A 16,344-nucleotide genomic window follows, 5' to 3' on the forward strand; every position below is an offset into this window, starting at 1 on the left:
AATTAGGCTTTGAAACCGCCCCATCGGGGCGGTTTTTTTGTCTGGAAACGGCTTTATGGCGACAGCTAAAAAACACGGAAAAACCGCAGTGTCGCCTTTATGCCTCACCCCGAAAATGCGGGGTTTTGCCTTCCCCTTGCGGAAACCAGCCTCGCGCAAGCTTCAAACTTTCCCGCCAAGTCACTGATTTTTCTAAGAGCTTTTCCTATCCCCGTTTTCCACAGGCACTCCACACAATATCTTGTGGTTAAAAATGGGTTTCAATCTATGGCTTGACGAATCTGTGCCGCGAGAGGAAAGTGACAATTATGTTGCGGCGGCAACGGACCGGAAAGTAACGAGGCCGGTTCCTCTCCATCTTCAGCGCGCATGTCCAAAGCGGCGTCCCGGCCATGAGGGGGCGGTTCGCCGCAGGCTTTTGCGCGCCTTTCGGAACCGCCAAAAACATGACGCGGGGACTGGCGGCAGGAAGCTGTTGATACTATATTTAGTATTCCATGACATGCTTGCAGCCGAATAAGCCACGAGATACAGGGATGGCATCCAAGGATGAACATCCCTTTCAGATCGGCAACAACCGGCTGCGCGAAGGCATCGCACGGCTGGACCGGATTTTTGCGCCCTTCACCGGGCGCCCAATGGACGAGGACAGAAACCATGCGCATTGAACGCCGCTTCACGAAGCCCGGCCAATCGCCTTATGCGGAGATCGACTTCCGCAAGGCCGTCAGTGAAATCAAGAACCCGGATGGATCGATCGTGTTCCGTCTGGCGGATATCGACGTTCCCGCGCAGTTCAGCCAGGTCGCCACCGACGTTCTGGCGCAGAAATATTTCCGCAAGGCCGGCGTGCCGAAGTTCCTTAAGAAGGTTGAGGAAAACGACGTTCCTTCCTTCCTGTGGCGCTCCGTGCCCGATGAAAAGGCGCTGAAGGATGTGCCGGAAGCCGAGCGTTTCGGCTCCGAGACCGATGCGCGTCAGGTTTTCGACCGTCTGGCCGGCACCTGGGCCTATTGGGGCTGGAAGGGCAAATATTTCTCGTCCGAAGAAGATGCGCTGGCTTTCCGCGACGAGCTTGCCTACATGCTCGCCACCCAGCGCGTTGCGCCGAATTCCCCGCAATGGTTCAACACCGGCCTGCACTGGGCCTATGGCATCGATGGCCCCGGCCAGGGCCACTTCTATGTCGATCCCTTTACCGGCAAGCTGACCAAGTCCAAGTCCGCTTACGAACATCCGCAGCCGCATGCCTGCTTCATCCAGTCCGTTGAGGACGATCTCGTCAATGAAGGCGGCATCATGGATCTGTGGGTGCGGGAAGCGCGCCTGTTCAAATACGGCTCCGGCACCGGCTCCAACTTCTCCTATCTGCGCGGCGAAGGCGAAAAGCTTTCCGGCGGCGGCCGTTCCTCCGGCCTGATGAGCTTCCTCAAGATCGGCGACCGCGCAGCCGGCGCCATCAAGTCCGGCGGCACCACTCGCCGCGCGGCGAAGATGGTCGTTGTCGATGCCGATCACCCGGATATCGAAGCCTATATCGACTGGAAGGTGAACGAGGAGCAGAAGGTTGCCGCTCTCGTGACCGGCTCCAAGATCGTCGCCAAGCACCTGAAGGCAATCATGAAGGCCTGCGTCAATTGCGAGGCCGACAATGGCGATTGCTTCGACCCGGCCAAGAACCCTGCCCTGAAGCGCGAAATCCGCGCCGCCAAGAAGGACATGGTGCCGGAAAACTACGTCAAGCGCGTCATCCAGTTCGCCGAGCAGGGTTACAAGGACATCCAGTTCAAGACCTATGACACGGATTGGGATTCGGAAGCCTATCTGACGGTATCCGGCCAGAACTCCAACAACTCCGTCTCGCTGAAGGACGACTTCCTGCGTGCTGTCGAGAATGATGGCGACTGGAACCTCACCGCCCGCAAGGACGGCAAGGTGATGAAGACGCTGAAGGCCCGCGACCTCTGGGAAAAGATTTCCCATGCCGCCTGGGCGTCCGCCGATCCGGGCCTGCACTTCAACACCACCATGAACGACTGGCACACTTCGCCGGCCGCCGGCCCCATCCGCGCCTCCAACCCGTGCTCGGAATATATGTTCCTCGACGACACGGCCTGCAACCTCGCCTCGTTGAACCTGCTGCAGTTCAAGGATCAGGCGACGAAGCGCATCGATATCGCCGATTACGAACATGCCGTTCGTCTGTGGACCGTCGTGCTCGAAGTCTCGGTCATGATGGCGCAGTTCCCGTCGCGCCAGATCGCCGAACTCTCCTATGAATACCGCACGCTCGGCCTCGGTTACGCCAATATCGGCGGCCTCCTGATGTCCTCGGGCATTCCCTATGACAGCGCCGAAGGCCGTGCGATTGCCGGTGCGCTCACCGCTATCATGACCGGCGTTTCCTATGCCACCTCGGCCGAAATGGCCGGCGAGCTTGGCCCCTTCCCGGGCTTTGCGCCGAACCGCGACAACATGCTGCGCGTCATCCGCAACCACCGCCGCGCCGCTCACGGCCAGTCGGAAGGTTATGAAGGCCTGTCGGTCAACCCGGTCGCGCTCATCCATGGCGATTGCCCGGATCAGGACCTGATCGCCCATGCCGTCGCCGCCTGGGACAAGGCGCTGACGCTCGGCGAACAGCATGGCTACCGCAACGCCCAGACGACGGTTATCGCGCCCACCGGCACGATCGGCCTCGTGATGGATTGCGACACGACCGGCATCGAACCCGACTTCGCGCTGGTGAAGTTCAAGAAGCTCGCCGGCGGCGGTTACTTCAAGATCATCAACCGCGCCGTTCCGGATGCGCTGCGTTCGCTTGGGTATTCCGAAAGCCAGATCGCCGAAATCGAAGCCTATGCCGTTGGCCATGGCAATCTCAACCAGGCGCCCGGCATCAATCCCTCGACGCTGAAGGCCAAGGGCTTCACCGATGAGAAGATCGAGGCCGTCAATGGCGCGCTGAAGAGCGCCTTCGACATCAAGTTCGTCTTCAACCAGTGGACGCTCGGCGCCGACTTCCTCAAGGAAACGCTGAAGGTTTCCGACGAGCAGCTCTCCGACATGAGCTTTAACCTGCTCGAGCATCTCGGCTTCGGCAAGAAGGACATCGAAGCGGCAAACGTGCACGTCTGCGGCGCGATGACGCTGGAAGGCGCGCCGTTCCTGAAGGCCGAACACCTGCCCGTCTTCGATTGCGCCAACCCCTGCGGCAAGATCGGCAAGCGTTATCTCTCGGTTGAATCGCACATTCGCATGATGGCGGCGGCACAGCCCTTCATATCAGGCGCGATCTCCAAGACGATCAACATGCCGAATGATGCGACGGTGGAAGATTGCGGCGCAGCCTACATGCTCTCCTGGAAGCTGGCTCTGAAGGCCAACGCCCTTTACCGCGATGGCTCCAAGCTTTCCCAGCCGCTCAACGCTTCGCTGGTGGAAGATGACGACGAAGAAGATTTCGTCGAGGAGCTGATCCAGCAGCCGCTCGCCCAGCAGGCCGTGACGATCACCGAAAAGATCGTCGAACGCGTCATCGAGCGTGTCTCGCGCGAGCGTGAAAAGCTGCCGAACCGCCGTCAGGGTTACACCCAGAAGGCAACCGTTGGCGGTCACAAGGTCTATCTGCGCACCGGCGAATTCGGTGACGGCCGCATCGGCGAAATCTTCATCGACATGCACAAGGAAGGTGCCGCCTTCCGTGCGATGATGAACAACTTCGCCATCGCCATCTCGCTCGGCCTGCAATATGGCGTGCCGCTGGAAGAATATGTGGAGGCCTTCACCTTCACCAAGTTCGAACCGGCCGGCATGGTGCAGGGCAACGACGCGATCAAGAACGCCACGTCGATCCTCGACTACGTGTTCCGCGAACTCGCCGTCTCCTATCTCGGCCGCCACGATCTGGCCCATGTCGATACGTCGGATTTCTCCAACACGGCGCTCGGCAAGGGTATCCAGGAAGGCAAGACCAACCTCGTTTCCACCGGCTGGACCCGCGGTTACAAGCCGACGCTGGTTTCCAGCAATGGCGGCGAACGTTCGTCTTCCGAGCCGAAGGGCTCGGCAACGGCAGCCCCTGCCCGCGCCTCGGCCAACGTCACCTCCTTCGCCGGCTCCGCCGCCCGCAAGCTGGAACCGACCGTCTCCATCGCGACCTCCGAAATCGTCTCCTTCAAGCGGGACTATGAAGAGCGCGCCAGGGAACTGGCCGAAGAAATCGCCGAGGAAGTCATCGACGAGGTGGCTCAGGAATCCCAGCAGACGGCAACCGCCCTCTTCTCCGACAAGGCCGCCGCCGACGCTGCATCGGCCAAGACGGAAGCCAAGAAGGTGGAGAACGAACGCCGCATGCGCTCGATTGCTCAAGGGTATACGGGCAACATGTGCTCGGAATGCCAGAACTTCACGATGGTGCGGAACGGCACTTGCGAGAAGTGCGATACTTGCGGTGCGACGAGCGGTTGCTCGTAATATCGAGAATGGCCAATATGCTGGATGGCCCCCACTGAAAAGTCATAAAGTGGGGGTCTGGAGTCATAAAAGCCCCAACTGCTGAGTCATAAAACGACAGCAAAGGTTCTGAATTCACTCCACCACATCCAAAACAATAGGTTTTCCAGACACTTAGTTGTCTGGAAAATACATTACAGAACAAACAGTGAAACAAACGCTAGAGTTGGAATCAGACTACCAAGTTCACGCGTAACCATGAGGTCTCCCAGTCATGAACATGCATGTGAATTCCATTGAAGCATTCCTAGAAGCACTCCGGCAGGAACTCGAGGTTCCGGATCATCGCTACGAGCAGGCTGAGCGGAGTTACACCTCGCTTGGCGATTGGCTGCATCGGGAGTCGAGTACGGTTCAACAATATGACCCCCAGGTCTATTGCCAAGGCTCTTTCCGTCTCGGGACCGCGATCCGCCCCCACACTGAAGCCGAAGAGTACGATGTAGACTCCGTTGTTGAACTGCGCTTGCTGACAAAGCGCGATAAGACGCAGCACGAACTCAAGGCCATGCTCGGAGCCGAGATAAAGGCCTACCACGATGCCATGGGCATGCTGAAACCAGTTCGCGAGGGTAATCGCTGCTGGATTCTTGATTATGCCGACGGTGCCCAGTTCCACATGGATATCGTTCCCGCGGTTCCGAATCCGAACCAGCAGATAAGCCTTTTGAATTCGATGTATCTCGATAGCCGATGGGCATCCACGGCGATCTCGATCACGGACAGACGGGAGCCGAACTACAGGATTCTGACCGATGACTGGCCGCGATCGAATCCGAAAGGCTATGCCAACTGGTTCGCGTCGAGGCAGGCCGAAGTATTCGAGCGCCGTCAGCGTGTAGCTCTCGACTCTCTCAGGAAGCAGGGGCTCGTGACAGCGAGCGTGGAGCGCCTTCCCGCGTTCAAGGTGAAAACTCCTCTGCAGTCGGCGATCATGATCCTGAAGAGACATCGCGACAACATGTTCGCGCGCGAACTAGATATGCGTCCGATCTCCGTAATCATCACCACGCTTGCGGCGCACGCCTACATCAACCAGGACACCATTGCCGGAGCACTCTTCGCCGCTCTGAACGACATGGACAAGTTCATCGTTCAGCAGGGCGACAGGTGGATCGTAGCCAACCCCACCGACGCCTTGGAGAACTTTGCCGACAAGTGGAACCGCGATCCGAAGAAGAAGGCTGCGTTCGATGGTTGGCTACGCCAGGCAAGAACCGATTTCTACGCCGCGGCACAAGCTGGCACGTTCAAGGACATGGCCGACGCGCTCAACCCTCGCATGGGTTACGCGCTGTCGATGCGGGTAATGGATAGGCTTACCGGCGGTTCTCGTCTGTTGCGGGCCGCCACCGGAGCCTCGGCGGCGGCTGCAGGCACGGTTGCGGCACCGAGTTTTGCGAATGCCGAGCGTCGTCCTTCGAAGCCGCAGGGCTATGCATGATCTGGTGGTGGCTCGATCAGCAGAGGGCGAAAGCTGAGAAGGCAGCTTTCGTCACCCTCCAGGAAGAACATGATTGGCTGGCAAGCGTGCGCACGAGGCACCTCGCCGATTTCCAGCTTTGCGTGGATGTCGAAGTCATACACGCTGGGGAAACGTTCAAGCTGGCCGTAATCTACCCGGGCACGTTCCCAGACACACCACCCGTCGTGATGCCCTACGGCGAGAAGCGGTTGTCCTCCCATCAGTATGGCCCCGGTGGCGAACTTTGCTTGCAATGGCGGCCGGACAACTGGGATCCCTCGGTTACCGGTGCGATGATGGTCGAGAGCGCCTACGGCCTAATTGCTGGCGAGCGACCATCGGACGGTACGTCCGGTGCGGTCCCGTCGGAGCATCGCTCGACGCTTGCGGGAGAGCTGCGGTTCGAGACCTGGCGACTGATGGTTCCGGAAGGTGCCTGGCGATCACTCGATGGCCAGTTCCCGGAAGCTATTCTTCAGATCGCGGTCACGATGACCGTCCGTAGAACACAGAGGGTAGCTCACCTGACCGCCATCGGCGCGACGGGTAACGAGATCTGGAAAACACCGAGGCCTGCTCCCGATGCCCCAGGGGAGCGTGTCGGATATCTGATGCGGACCGCCCAGAACATGGATTCGCTGGCGCTGCACCCGGGCGGACACTTCAACGATCTCAGCAATCGGATCCCTGAACTCGCTTCACTCCTTGCCGGGCCGCAGTTACCGTTCATCGTTCTCTTCGAGCAGAGTGGACGGCGTACTGCTTTCGATATAGTGCGCAAGAACGGCCAGCCGTTCTTTGTCCCGTACCGGATCATCGAGGAGCAGGAGCTATCGAAACGGTCGGCTTCGAACCGCGAGTCCGTCTCCCGCAACCGTGTGGCCATCGTCGGTTGCGGCTCGATCGGCTCGAAAATCGCCGCCTCTCTCACACGAGCGGGTGTGAAGAAATACGTCCTCGTTGACGAAGACATATTCCTGACCGGAAACCTGGTCCGCAATGAACTCGATGCCTGGGCGATTGGGTGGCACAAGGTCGATGCATTGGCCGACCGCATCGGACAACTCGCATCCGATACCGACATAGTGGTGCACCGCGTAGAACTGGGAAGCCAGACATCGTCCTTGATGCTGGATTCGGTTCTGGAAGCTATTGGCGAGGCGGATTTTATCATCGATGCGACAGCCGACCCAACCTCGTTCAATCTATGTGCAGGCGCAGCAAGGCGGCACCGGAAGCCGATGATCTGGGCTGAAGTGTTCGGTGGCGGAATCGGGGGCCTTGTGGCTCGATCACGGCCGGATGTAGATCCGCCTCCCCTAGAGGCACGAAAACAGATCTCTGCATGGTGCGACGGCCACGCAACGCCTTGGGAATTCCGCGCAGGAGCAAACTATGATGCCATCGGGCATGATGAGGTTCCTTTCGTGGCGGATGACGCTGATGTTTCTGTCATCGCGGCCCACGCGACACGGCTCACGCTAGACATCCTTCAGGGAGGCGAAACGGCCTTCCCCCATTCGGCCTACATGATCGGCTTGCAGAAGGCCTGGATCTTCGAGGCTCCATTCGACACTTTTCCGATCTACCTCGCGCCGATCGGCCCATGGCAGGATTCACGTTCGACCCCCGATACCGGAGATATCGCGGGACTGATGGCAGAGATGATAGATGAGGGCGTTTCGTGACTCTGGAGCTTGTCCTCCCGTTATCGATAGTCGACCGGATGAAAGTCAGTCTCGCTCGATCTGTCGATCGTGAAATCGGCGGCGTGCTGATGGCGCGGCAGATCGTACCGGGATGCTTTGAGATCGTCGATTTCTCCGTCGATGAGCAGACGGGAGAACGAGCGCACTTCGTCCGGGACCCTGCCCTCCATGATTCCTTTCTGGACGATTTCTTCGCAAGGACGGGCCACGACTACGCGAACTACAATTACGTCGGTGAATGGCATTCTCACCCCCATCTCCCGGTCACTCCGAGCTTCACCGACCTCGGCAGCATGGAAGACCTCGTCAACGGCGAGCGGAACATCCCCTTCGCGGCCCTTCTCGTTGTCAGGTCGGACACTCCTTCCGAATTCATGGCTACCGCGACTTTTCATCAGCGTGGGATGTATCCGGGCCCCGCCCGCATCAGAGTTATAACCGAGGAACATCAGTGAATAGAGAGACAATCGACTGGGCATTCCGTGAGTTCATTCGCTTTCTGTTCAGGCCAAAAGGATTCGAGGTTCGGATCGCGGCAGGCTGTGTGGCGGTTCTCGTCGTTCTCCTCGGCTGGAGTTTTGTCGTCAAAGCCACTGCACCAGAGGGATATTCCATCGAAGTCGGTTCGACGAATGCCATTCCCGAATGGGTCCAGTGGCCGCTGGTCGCGATCTTTTCGGCGATTTTCGTCTTTTGCGCCTTCATGGGGTGGAGGCGTTCTACGCGCGAGAACGAACTGCGAAACAGGAAGAAGGTCATCGTCATCGAAGGACGCGGACTTCGAGAGGATGATGGTTCGCCGCTGACAGAGGCGGTATCTGCCGACATCGTGGGCAATCGTATCGGGGTTCTTATGGATCTTAGACAGCGGAAAGATGGCCTCGTGGTGGATCCTGAAGAACTGCTGCTTGATGTCGACAGCACCCGGAAGCAGGTCCAGCAGCATACGAAGCACGGTGATAGCCGCGACGTGACACTGGTCTACGGTGGACTGACCCCGGTCCCTTTCACCTTTCTCTCAGGTGTCGTCTTCGATGACGAAGGGCGTATCGTCGTCATGGATTGGGACAGGACTCGTGAAGCCTGGCGGAGTCTCGACAGCAATGATGATGGTCAGCGGTTCGAAGTCGAAGGGCTCGATGAGATTGAAAGCGCGAAAGAGGTCGTGCTTGCAGTTTCGGTTTCGTACCAGGTGCGGTCTGAGAACATCGCGACGACATTCAGTCATACGGTCGTCCGCATGAGGATGCCGGACCTCGCATCATCGCATTGGTCGCAGGCGAAGCAGAACGCTCTGGCGACACAGTTCTTCGAGGTCGCGAAGCGACTTGAGGCGAAAGGTGTTACCACCATCCACCTGCTTTTGGCCGGCCAGAACAGCGTGGTGTTCAACTTCGGCCGTAGATACGACAAGCGAAACCTTCCAGATGTGATCGTTTATCAATATGAAGGCGCTGGCGAAAAGAAGTTTCCTTGGGGGATCAAGATGCCTGTCCGCGGCGAACGCTCTCCGTCGATCGTCTTAACCTGAACAGGAACAGTTGGTTTCAATCCGCGGGGCTAGGAGGAAAACGGTTCACGAATTCATACAAGACATGGATGGACACATCTCACTGAAATCTGCGCCGTTCAGCAATAAATGCTTCAGATTTCATGTGTAGATTTGATGCCACCAACCTAAAATAGAAACACCAGGTGAGGACTAGCCTGACCTGGTGCACTAATAAGTTGCCGTGGGCGCGTAGCAGATGTTTTTCAACATCCACCAGAGAGGCCTCGTCGACTGCTTTGAACAAAAAATGGATCAAATATGGCCGAAAGTCAAGTCCCATTTCAATATGACCAGAGTTCGCTGAAGGAACTGCGAGACAGCCTGTCTGAACCTCGTTTCGAAACGTACCTGAAGGCTGCGGGTAACCATCCAGATCATGGGGCCGCCCTCTATCTCTACAACAGTAGGCTTGCAAAAGCGTTTCTATTTCCACTGAATATCGTGGAGGTCACGCTTAGAAATAGGACGAACCTGATCCTGGTCAAGGACTTTGGCGACAATTGGCCGACGAATCCTACCTTCAGAAACATTTTGGATCCCGAATATGGTATCCGGGCTCTCGACCTCGCGATATCTCGCGCAAGAGGAAAAGGTACAGGTAAAGTCGTCGCTGCCCTCACCTTCGACTTCTGGTCGAATCTTTTCAGGCCAGAATACGGAGATATCTGGCGGTTTACCCTAAATATAGCGTTCCCTCATCTGCCCCCGGGCACAACGCGTCAGAATATCCAGGATGCAGTGAAGGTCGTAAACGACTTTCGAAACCGAATCGCTCATCACGAGCCCATCTTGTCGGAAAACGCCACGACTGTTCAATCGACGATCTTGAAGCTCGTCGGCTACTGCAATCCCACTGTACGGGATTGGATGCGTCATCACACCACTGTTGGTGAGGTTCTGAGAACGCGTCCAACGCGTTCTGGCGCGAACGGAACAACTCTCACCTCAAAGCTCGACAAAACATTCCTTGTGGTGAACAAGGACACAACTCTCGATGATCTCTTCCATCAAATAGACCATGCTCATCCAGCAATAATTTGTGTCGACGCTACTGGTTCAGTTCAAGTCGCGTTCACCATCTTCGACGTCATCAGTTACGTAAGCGAAATTTCAAAATTGGAAGAGGGCCTACTCCTGCTATCGGCGTATAGCGTCGAAAACATAATAAAGTCCCATGTCAAGCCGGGGACATGGCGCCTTCTAAACGAAGCTCACTCTCTTGCAGACTCGATAAAGGTGCTTCAGGAACCCCTAGTTCGGTTGATCGTCGGAGTGAATTCACTCGGAGCTCCGACTGGTGCCATCGTCCGATCCCATCGACGCTATTAGATGTAAGCAATGACGTCATGAGCCACGGGCGGGCCGGATGGAACGCTGTCACTCCCAGCGGCGAGGACGTTGCTGCGAACTACGGCAGGCCTGTCCCTCCCCGCCTGGAGCGCTATGCCCGCGCCCGCGCCCACGAGAGCATCCAGCTCGTGCATCCCCCTTGATGGTCCCCAGGGAGTGTAGGTTGGTGAAAGCGTGACCTTGTCTGGGACGGCATCGTCCCTCGGTCATTCGAGACACTCTTCATGGCATCCCTAAGCCCTACCCGCAGTCAATCGCCACGTCCCGGACTTGATGCGCAAGTTCTGCGGCATCATGCATGCAGTTGCCAAAGACCTAAACCCATCGGCAAGTGCGCGCGACTACTTTTACGCCATGCCGTACCCTGCGCCGCGGACCGTCCGGATGGCGTCATTTCCTCCTCGCCGGTTCAGGGCGGCGCGTAGCTTCTTCACCGCAACGTCAACGATACGTTCGTCTCGGCCCGGCGACCATACCCTATCGACAATTTCTGCGCGGGACCACAATCTCTGAGGCTCGGCGAGGAAGAGCTGTAGGAGCCTGAACTCGGTAGGCGCGAGATGAATGACACGTGTCCCCCTCGTCACCCGGTGCGTCTCGAGGTTCATCGAAATATCCCCGGACGAGTACACGGTGCGGCGGAGTGGCACCTTGCCTATCAGTATGCTGCTCCGTGCGAGAAGATCCTGAACGGCGAACGGAGCGGTTAGCACGTCGTCGGCGACTCCGGCCCAACGTCGTTCTGCCTGCGCATCAGCGAGAACGAGTATGGGGGCGGAGGTTGCGAGTCTGATGTCAGTGCAGACATTTATACCGCTCGCTGCCGAGGTCTCATCGAGCACCACAAGATCCGCGAAGGTCTTTGCAGTGAGATGGCCGATGTCGCTGACAGACTCCAGCAGTGTGGCACTGAAGCCTTCACGCTGGAAACTCGCCTTGAGTATTTCTCCAAGACTGGAATTAGACTGAACGAGCAGGACGTTGCGCATGGTGCTCCTATCAGTGGGCGCTCGATGTCTCGGCACACGGGGTCGCCAATTCGGTATAGCTGAAATATCTGGATGCATCGATTTATTAATTCACTCAGAAGCAATTTTTGAGCAACAGGCTTCTGTATCGACCTTTTCTTCCACAGTACCTTTTAAGCCCTAAATTTCACAAAACCTACATCAACCTGACACAGCTCCGTCATTCCCTGCGGCTAGAAGCCCCCTCAACAGAATGAGGGGTATCAGTATGCGCTTGGATAGGCTCACTCGGAAGTTTGGCCAGCGAACGGCAGTGGACGCAGTGACGGTCGAGATTCCGCAGGGGCAGATGGTCGGGATCATCGGCAAATCTGGTGCGGGCAAATCCACGCTTCTTCGCATGCTGAACCGTCTGACCGCTCCGACTTCCGGTACCATTCATTTCGGCGACCTCGAGGTGTCGGGGCTGCGTGGCTCGGATCTTCGCCGCTGGCAGCGTGACTGCGCCATGATCTTCCAGCAATTCAACTTGGTGCCGCGGCTAGACGTCCTCACAAATGTGCTGCTTGGGCGCCTGAACCATCGCTCGACTACCATGAGTGTTCTCAACATCTATACCCGCGAAGAGCGCATCCTAGCGATCGCAGCTCTCGAGCGCCTGGGTATCGAGCAGACTGCTCTGCAGCGCGCGGGTACCCTCTCTGGCGGCCAGCAACAGCGAGTCGCGATCGCGCGCGCGCTCATGCAATCCCCAAAGGTCGTCCTTGCGGACGAACCAATCGCTTCACTCGATCCGCTGAACGCGAAGATCGTCATGGATGCGCTGCGCGACATCAACGACCGCGACGGCATCACCGTCGTCACCAACTTACATACGCTCGACACCGCCCGCGCGTACTGCGAGCGCATCATCGGAATGGCCGGCGGACGTGTCGTCTTCGACGGCCGCCCCTCGGAACTCACCGCGGCAGCGATAACGGAAATCTATGGCTCCGACCGAGATGGCGCAGGCATCGACGAGTCAATGACATCCACCAGCATCAATATCCGTCCGTCCACGAAGGATGCGGATGCTGCGCTCCCTCCGGGACCAATGGATCTGGCTTCCGCCCAGCTCTGATCGCCTGCACGTCTGCCCGCGTCAAGGGCATTATTCGAACCTTCCGGGTGTCCGGAACAAGGAGATAATTCCATGTTGAAGAAAGTATTGCTCGCCGCCGTTGCCCTTGCAGCGCTGGCCAATTCGGCTGTCGCCGAGGACCTCAAGGTGTTCCGCGTCGGCATCCTCGGCGGCGAGAACGAGGCCGACCGCCTTCGTAACTTCCAGTGCCTGAGCGAGAAACTTCCCGCCGCCATCGGCGTGGAGAAGGTCTCATTCTTTCCGGCCGCCGACTATGACGGCGTCGTCCAGGGCCTCCTCGGTGGCACCCTCGACTACGCCGAACTTGGCGCGTCTGCGTACGCAAAGGTGTACCTTGCCAAGACTGACGCTGTCGAACCAATCCTGACGACGGTGCAGACCGATGGATCGATGGGCTATCATTCGATCATGGTCGCCCGCAAGGACAGCGGCATGACCAAGCTCGAGGACATGAAAGGCAAGAAGCTTGGCTTCGCCGATCCGGACTCTGCCTCTGGCTACCTTGTCCCGCTCGTCACCCTCCCGGAAGCGGCCGGCGCACCGGTCAAGGAATACTTCGGGTCGACCGGTTTCGGTGGCGGACATGAGAACCTCGTTCTGGAAGTGGTCAAGGGTAACTTTGACGCGGGCACGACCTGGGGCTCCGGCGTAGGCGAATTCAAGGACGGCTACTCTTCGGGCAACCTGCGCAAGATGGTCGACAAGGGCGTGCTCAACATGGACGATCTCGTCGAGCTCTGGAAATCGCCGCTCATCCCGAACGGCCCGATCGTCGTCCGCACGTCGTTGAATGAAGACATAAAGACGAAGTTCAAGAAGTTCATGATGAACCTCCCGACGACCGACGCAGCCTGCTTCTCCGCCATCCAGGGCGGCAACTTCAAGGGCTTTGCGGAAGTCAACGTCGACTTCTACAAGCCGATCATCGATGCCCGCAAGGCGACCATCGGCGGTTGACCAATCCGAGAGTTATGCAAGGCCGCCAATCAGAACGTGATCGGCGGCCTTTTTCCAGAACAGCCGAGCGGGGACTGAAATGCCGACATCGATGACTCCGCCGCAGCTAGGCGAGAATGGCGCGCTGATCGAGCGCCACTGGCAGCAGTTGGCCAACCAGCGGATGATCTATTCCCTCCTCGCTCTCGGTTTGCTGCTTACCGTCGTGACCGGGTCTCTATGGTTTGCGAACGAGACGAACTCCGGAAAGTTCTTTGAGCGACTGCCCCATTTCTTCGACTTCGTCGACGATCTTCTGCCGCGCGACGGGATGGAGATATGGAGGGCGCTCTTCGACCTGCCCTCGCCCTATGATGACGGCAGCTTCAAGTACAACTATCCAGAAGGGCGCGCCTACCTGACGGAAAGCCTGTACCTGCCGGAATACTTCCACAAGATGATCGAGACGCTGAACATCGCTCTCACCTCAACGGGCATCGGCCTCGTTTTCGGCTTCGCACTTTCCTTTCTCGCAGCGAAGAACACGATGGCCAACGCGTGGATTCGCGGCCCGGTCAGGAGGCTGATGGAGGTTCTGCGTGCATTCCCGGAAGTGGTGATTGCAGGTTTCTTCCTCGCAATTCTTTCTCTTGGCCCCATCCCGGCTGTCATTGCGGTGTCGATCCACACAATCGGGGCACTGGGCAAGATGTTCTACGAGGTCATCGAGAATGCCGACATGAAGGCGGAGGAAGGCCTCCGCGCAGTCGGGGCCAACTGGTTCGAGCGGATGTGGTTCGGCCTCGTTCCGCAGGTGCTGCCGAACTTCATGAGCTATTTTCTGCTACGCCTCGAGATCAACGTCCGCGCCTCGACTATCATCGGGGCGGTTGGCGGTGGCGGGATCGGGGAGCTCCTTCGCCTCTCGATCGGCCAGGGCCACGAGGCGAAGACGCTGGCGATCGTCCTGCTCCTGCTGATGACGATCATCGCGGTTGATCAGTTCTCAGCGTGGCTACGCCGCAGGCTCGTCGGCGAACAAGCGTTCCAGACCATCTGACGGAGGCATCCATGACCATTCTCAATGCAGCCGAGATGGAAGCCGTCGCCGCACGCCATCCGGATATCCTGAAGCGCTCGCCGTGGCAGCGGTTCCGAACCCCCATCATCGCGCTCGCCTGCGTCTTCTACTTTGTGTTCGCTTGGTACTACTTTGCCGTTGGCAAGGTCGTAGGGGGAGCCAACTGGGGCATAGCTGGCAACTACCTCGCCGACTGGGTTTCGTATGAGATCAGGCCGGAAATCGGAATCAGCCCGGACGGTGCGATGCACATCACGTATCCGCGCTTCGATCCGATCGGCCCCAACCCGAATCCGGATTGGCTGAATGCCAAGCGGGAAACGATCACCCGTAAGATCGAGATACCTACGTCAGCAGGCGGTTCCTCGACAACGCCGAAGTCCGGCTTCAACTTCATGGCTCCAGCCCCACAACAGCAGACAGGCTCCGACACATCCGCGGCAGCGGCGTCCGCGCGTTCCGAGACGCGGACAGAGGAGGTGGTGACCGAGGCTGTCGTTGAGATGGGAACATCCCGGACGATCGAGATCAGGCCTGGTCAGGTCATTATGAAGCGCGGCAGCGAGACCGTCGTCATCGATCTGGACAGGGCCGGCGGAATGGTCCGCATCGATGGAAACATCCCTGCGTGGCTCGAGCAGCGGCTTCCGGGCGGCCGGGTCATCGCCTACTTCGGCATATCCGGATGGGCGGAGATCGGCGCCGACCGGATTAGAATCCGGAAGCGCTTTCTCGGTTGGGCGAATTTCGTCTTCGATACAAACTCCCCCTTCTTCGGAAAATCCGCCGGAGAAGTCGTATCCCTCGTAGTCTCCGGCGAGCGCATCAATCCGCAGCAGTCTAACCTGGCTCTGGCCTGGAACAACATCCTCTACAATGCGGAGTGGCAGCACCTGGACGTTTGGACCAAGCTCCTCCAGACCGTTGTCATGGCATTCATCGGGACTCTCTTCGCGATGTTCGTCGCGTTTCCCCTCTCCTTCCTCGCCGCCCGGAACATCTTCCGAAACCGTGCCGCCAACCAGGTCACGAAGCGCTTCTTCGACTTCCTGCGTTCGGTGGACATGCTGATCTGGGCCTTGTTCTTCACACGCGCCTTCGGGCCCGGACCGCTGGCCGGGATCTCCGCGATCTTCTTCACCGACACCGGGACGCTCGGAAAGCTCTACTCGGAATCTCTCGAGAACATCGACGAGAAGCAGCGCGAAGGCGTCCGGTCGGTCGGAGCGCCTCCGGTAGTGGTGCAGCGGTACGGGGTCGTCCCGCAAGTGATGCCAGTGTTCCTGTCCCAGGCGTTGTACTTCTGGGAATCGAACACGAGGTCGGCAACAATCATCGGCGCGGTTGGCGCAGGCGGCATCGGCCTGAAGCTCTGGGAAGCCATGCGCACGAACTCCGATTGGGAGAACGTCGCCTATATGGTCCTGCTGATCCTGATCGTGGTGTTCGTCTTCGATGGGATATCGAACGCCCTGCGATCACGACTGATGGGGAGCGGACGAGGTTGAGCGTCAGGATTGACACGCAGAGAACAGACAATTACAGATCGCTTCAAGGCAATGGATTTCTGCCGGGCCACACGGCCGAACCGCCCGCGAGGCTGATGATTCCTACTCGGTTTGCGACG

Annotated in this window: 12 protein-coding genes and 1 riboswitch; of the genes, 11 read left to right on the forward strand and 1 reads right to left on the reverse strand. The window is 58.3% G+C overall.

The features are described from left to right. Nucleotides 1-536: 536 nt before the first annotated feature. The 7 genes from ACIK7D_RS26760 to ACIK7D_RS26790 all read left to right on the forward strand — a co-directional run bounded on the left by ACIK7D_RS26760 (nucleotide 537) and on the right by ACIK7D_RS26790 (nucleotide 10,570). Nucleotides 537-668, forward strand: a complete 132-nt coding sequence (locus tag ACIK7D_RS26760) for a hypothetical protein (RefSeq protein WP_272870571.1) — start codon at nucleotides 537-539, stop codon at nucleotides 666-668. Continuing rightward, the gene (locus ACIK7D_RS26765) at nucleotides 658-4,476 is read left to right on the forward strand and encodes a vitamin B12-dependent ribonucleotide reductase (protein ID WP_400158017.1); all 3,819 of its coding nucleotides are present in this window, start codon (nucleotides 658-660) and stop codon (nucleotides 4,474-4,476) included. The genes ACIK7D_RS26760 and ACIK7D_RS26765 overlap by 11 nt, the downstream gene beginning before the upstream one ends. 253 nt (nucleotides 4,477-4,729) lie before the next feature. After that, nucleotides 4,730-5,959 carry a nucleotidyltransferase gene (locus tag ACIK7D_RS26770; RefSeq protein WP_400158018.1) on the forward strand — a complete coding sequence of 410 codons (1,230 nt, stop codon included), beginning with the start codon at nucleotides 4,730-4,732 and terminating at the stop codon, nucleotides 5,957-5,959. Then, nucleotides 5,956-7,668 carry a ThiF family adenylyltransferase gene (locus ACIK7D_RS26775; RefSeq protein WP_400158019.1) on the forward strand — a complete coding sequence of 571 codons (1,713 nt, stop codon included), beginning with the start codon at nucleotides 5,956-5,958 and terminating at the stop codon, nucleotides 7,666-7,668. Before ACIK7D_RS26770 ends, ACIK7D_RS26775 begins: the two co-directional genes overlap by 4 nt. A gap of 38 nt (nucleotides 7,669-7,706) precedes the next feature. Next, nucleotides 7,707-8,144: a Mov34/MPN/PAD-1 family protein gene (locus tag ACIK7D_RS26780; protein ID WP_400158020.1), complete on the forward strand. Its 438-nt coding sequence runs from the start codon at nucleotides 7,707-7,709 to the stop codon at nucleotides 8,142-8,144. Then, a complete protein-coding gene (locus ACIK7D_RS26785) occupies nucleotides 8,141-9,220 on the forward strand; it encodes an SAVED domain-containing protein (RefSeq protein WP_400158021.1) in 1,080 nt (359 codons plus the stop codon). The genes ACIK7D_RS26780 and ACIK7D_RS26785 overlap by 4 nt, the downstream gene beginning before the upstream one ends. 279 nt (nucleotides 9,221-9,499) lie before the next feature. Beyond that, nucleotides 9,500-10,570 carry a hypothetical protein gene (locus tag ACIK7D_RS26790; RefSeq protein WP_400158022.1) on the forward strand — a complete coding sequence of 357 codons (1,071 nt, stop codon included), beginning with the start codon at nucleotides 9,500-9,502 and terminating at the stop codon, nucleotides 10,568-10,570. A 368-nt stretch (nucleotides 10,571-10,938) separates the two neighbouring features. Here the strand turns inward: ACIK7D_RS26790 and ACIK7D_RS26795 are convergent, their stop codons facing one another. Next, on the reverse strand, nucleotides 10,939-11,580 hold the full coding sequence (locus ACIK7D_RS26795) for a winged helix-turn-helix domain-containing protein (RefSeq protein WP_400158023.1): 642 nt from the start codon (nucleotides 11,578-11,580) through the stop codon (nucleotides 10,939-10,941). Nucleotides 11,581-11,827: 247 nt separating this feature from the next. Here ACIK7D_RS26795 and phnC point away from each other — a divergent pair, with 247 nt between their 5' ends. From phnC to phnE (ACIK7D_RS26815), 4 genes are all read left to right on the forward strand, one after another. Then, on the forward strand, nucleotides 11,828-12,679 hold the full coding sequence (gene phnC, locus ACIK7D_RS26800; RefSeq protein WP_400158024.1) for a phosphonate ABC transporter ATP-binding protein: 852 nt from the start codon (nucleotides 11,828-11,830) through the stop codon (nucleotides 12,677-12,679). Between the two features lie 72 nt (nucleotides 12,680-12,751). Next, nucleotides 12,752-13,657 (forward strand): phosphonate ABC transporter substrate-binding protein, encoded by a 906-nt coding sequence (gene phnD, locus ACIK7D_RS26805; protein WP_400158025.1) that lies wholly within the window; start codon nucleotides 12,752-12,754, stop codon nucleotides 13,655-13,657. A gap of 79 nt (nucleotides 13,658-13,736) precedes the next feature. Continuing rightward, the gene (gene phnE / locus ACIK7D_RS26810; RefSeq protein WP_400158026.1) at nucleotides 13,737-14,696 is read left to right on the forward strand and encodes a phosphonate ABC transporter, permease protein PhnE; all 960 of its coding nucleotides are present in this window, start codon (nucleotides 13,737-13,739) and stop codon (nucleotides 14,694-14,696) included. Nucleotides 14,697-14,707: 11 nt separating this feature from the next. Beyond that, nucleotides 14,708-16,225 (forward strand): phosphonate ABC transporter, permease protein PhnE, encoded by a 1,518-nt coding sequence (gene phnE, locus ACIK7D_RS26815; RefSeq protein WP_400158027.1) that lies wholly within the window; start codon nucleotides 14,708-14,710, stop codon nucleotides 16,223-16,225. A gap of 38 nt (nucleotides 16,226-16,263) precedes the next feature. Continuing rightward, a riboswitch (Fluoride riboswitch) is annotated at nucleotides 16,264-16,337 on the forward strand. Nucleotides 16,338-16,344: the final 7 nt, after the last annotated feature.

This window comes from Agrobacterium sp. P15N1-A (assembly GCF_044626815.1).
Lineage (GTDB): Bacteria > Pseudomonadota > Alphaproteobacteria > Rhizobiales > Rhizobiaceae > Agrobacterium > Agrobacterium leguminum.

Excerpts from the sequence above, each read along its gene's own strand:
- ACIK7D_RS26760 (WP_272870571.1), top strand. The coding sequence starts at position 537 with ATGGCATCCAAGGATGAACATCCCTTTCAGATCGGCAACAACCGGCTG.
- ACIK7D_RS26765 (WP_400158017.1), top strand. The coding sequence starts at position 658 with ATGCGCATTGAACGCCGCTTCACGAAGCCCGGCCAATCGCCTTATGCG.
- ACIK7D_RS26770 (WP_400158018.1), top strand. The coding sequence starts at position 4,730 with ATGAACATGCATGTGAATTCCATTGAAGCATTCCTAGAAGCACTCCGG.
- ACIK7D_RS26775 (WP_400158019.1), top strand. The coding sequence starts at position 5,956 with ATGATCTGGTGGTGGCTCGATCAGCAGAGGGCGAAAGCTGAGAAGGCA.
- ACIK7D_RS26780 (WP_400158020.1), top strand. The coding sequence starts at position 7,707 with ATGAAAGTCAGTCTCGCTCGATCTGTCGATCGTGAAATCGGCGGCGTG.
- ACIK7D_RS26790 (WP_400158022.1), top strand. The coding sequence starts at position 9,500 with ATGGCCGAAAGTCAAGTCCCATTTCAATATGACCAGAGTTCGCTGAAG.
- ACIK7D_RS26795 (WP_400158023.1), bottom strand. The coding sequence starts at position 11,580 with ATGCGCAACGTCCTGCTCGTTCAGTCTAATTCCAGTCTTGGAGAAATA.
- phnC (WP_400158024.1), top strand. The coding sequence starts at position 11,828 with ATGCGCTTGGATAGGCTCACTCGGAAGTTTGGCCAGCGAACGGCAGTG.
- phnD (WP_400158025.1), top strand. The coding sequence starts at position 12,752 with ATGTTGAAGAAAGTATTGCTCGCCGCCGTTGCCCTTGCAGCGCTGGCC.
- phnE (WP_400158026.1), top strand. The coding sequence starts at position 13,737 with ATGCCGACATCGATGACTCCGCCGCAGCTAGGCGAGAATGGCGCGCTG.
- phnE (WP_400158027.1), top strand. The coding sequence starts at position 14,708 with ATGACCATTCTCAATGCAGCCGAGATGGAAGCCGTCGCCGCACGCCAT.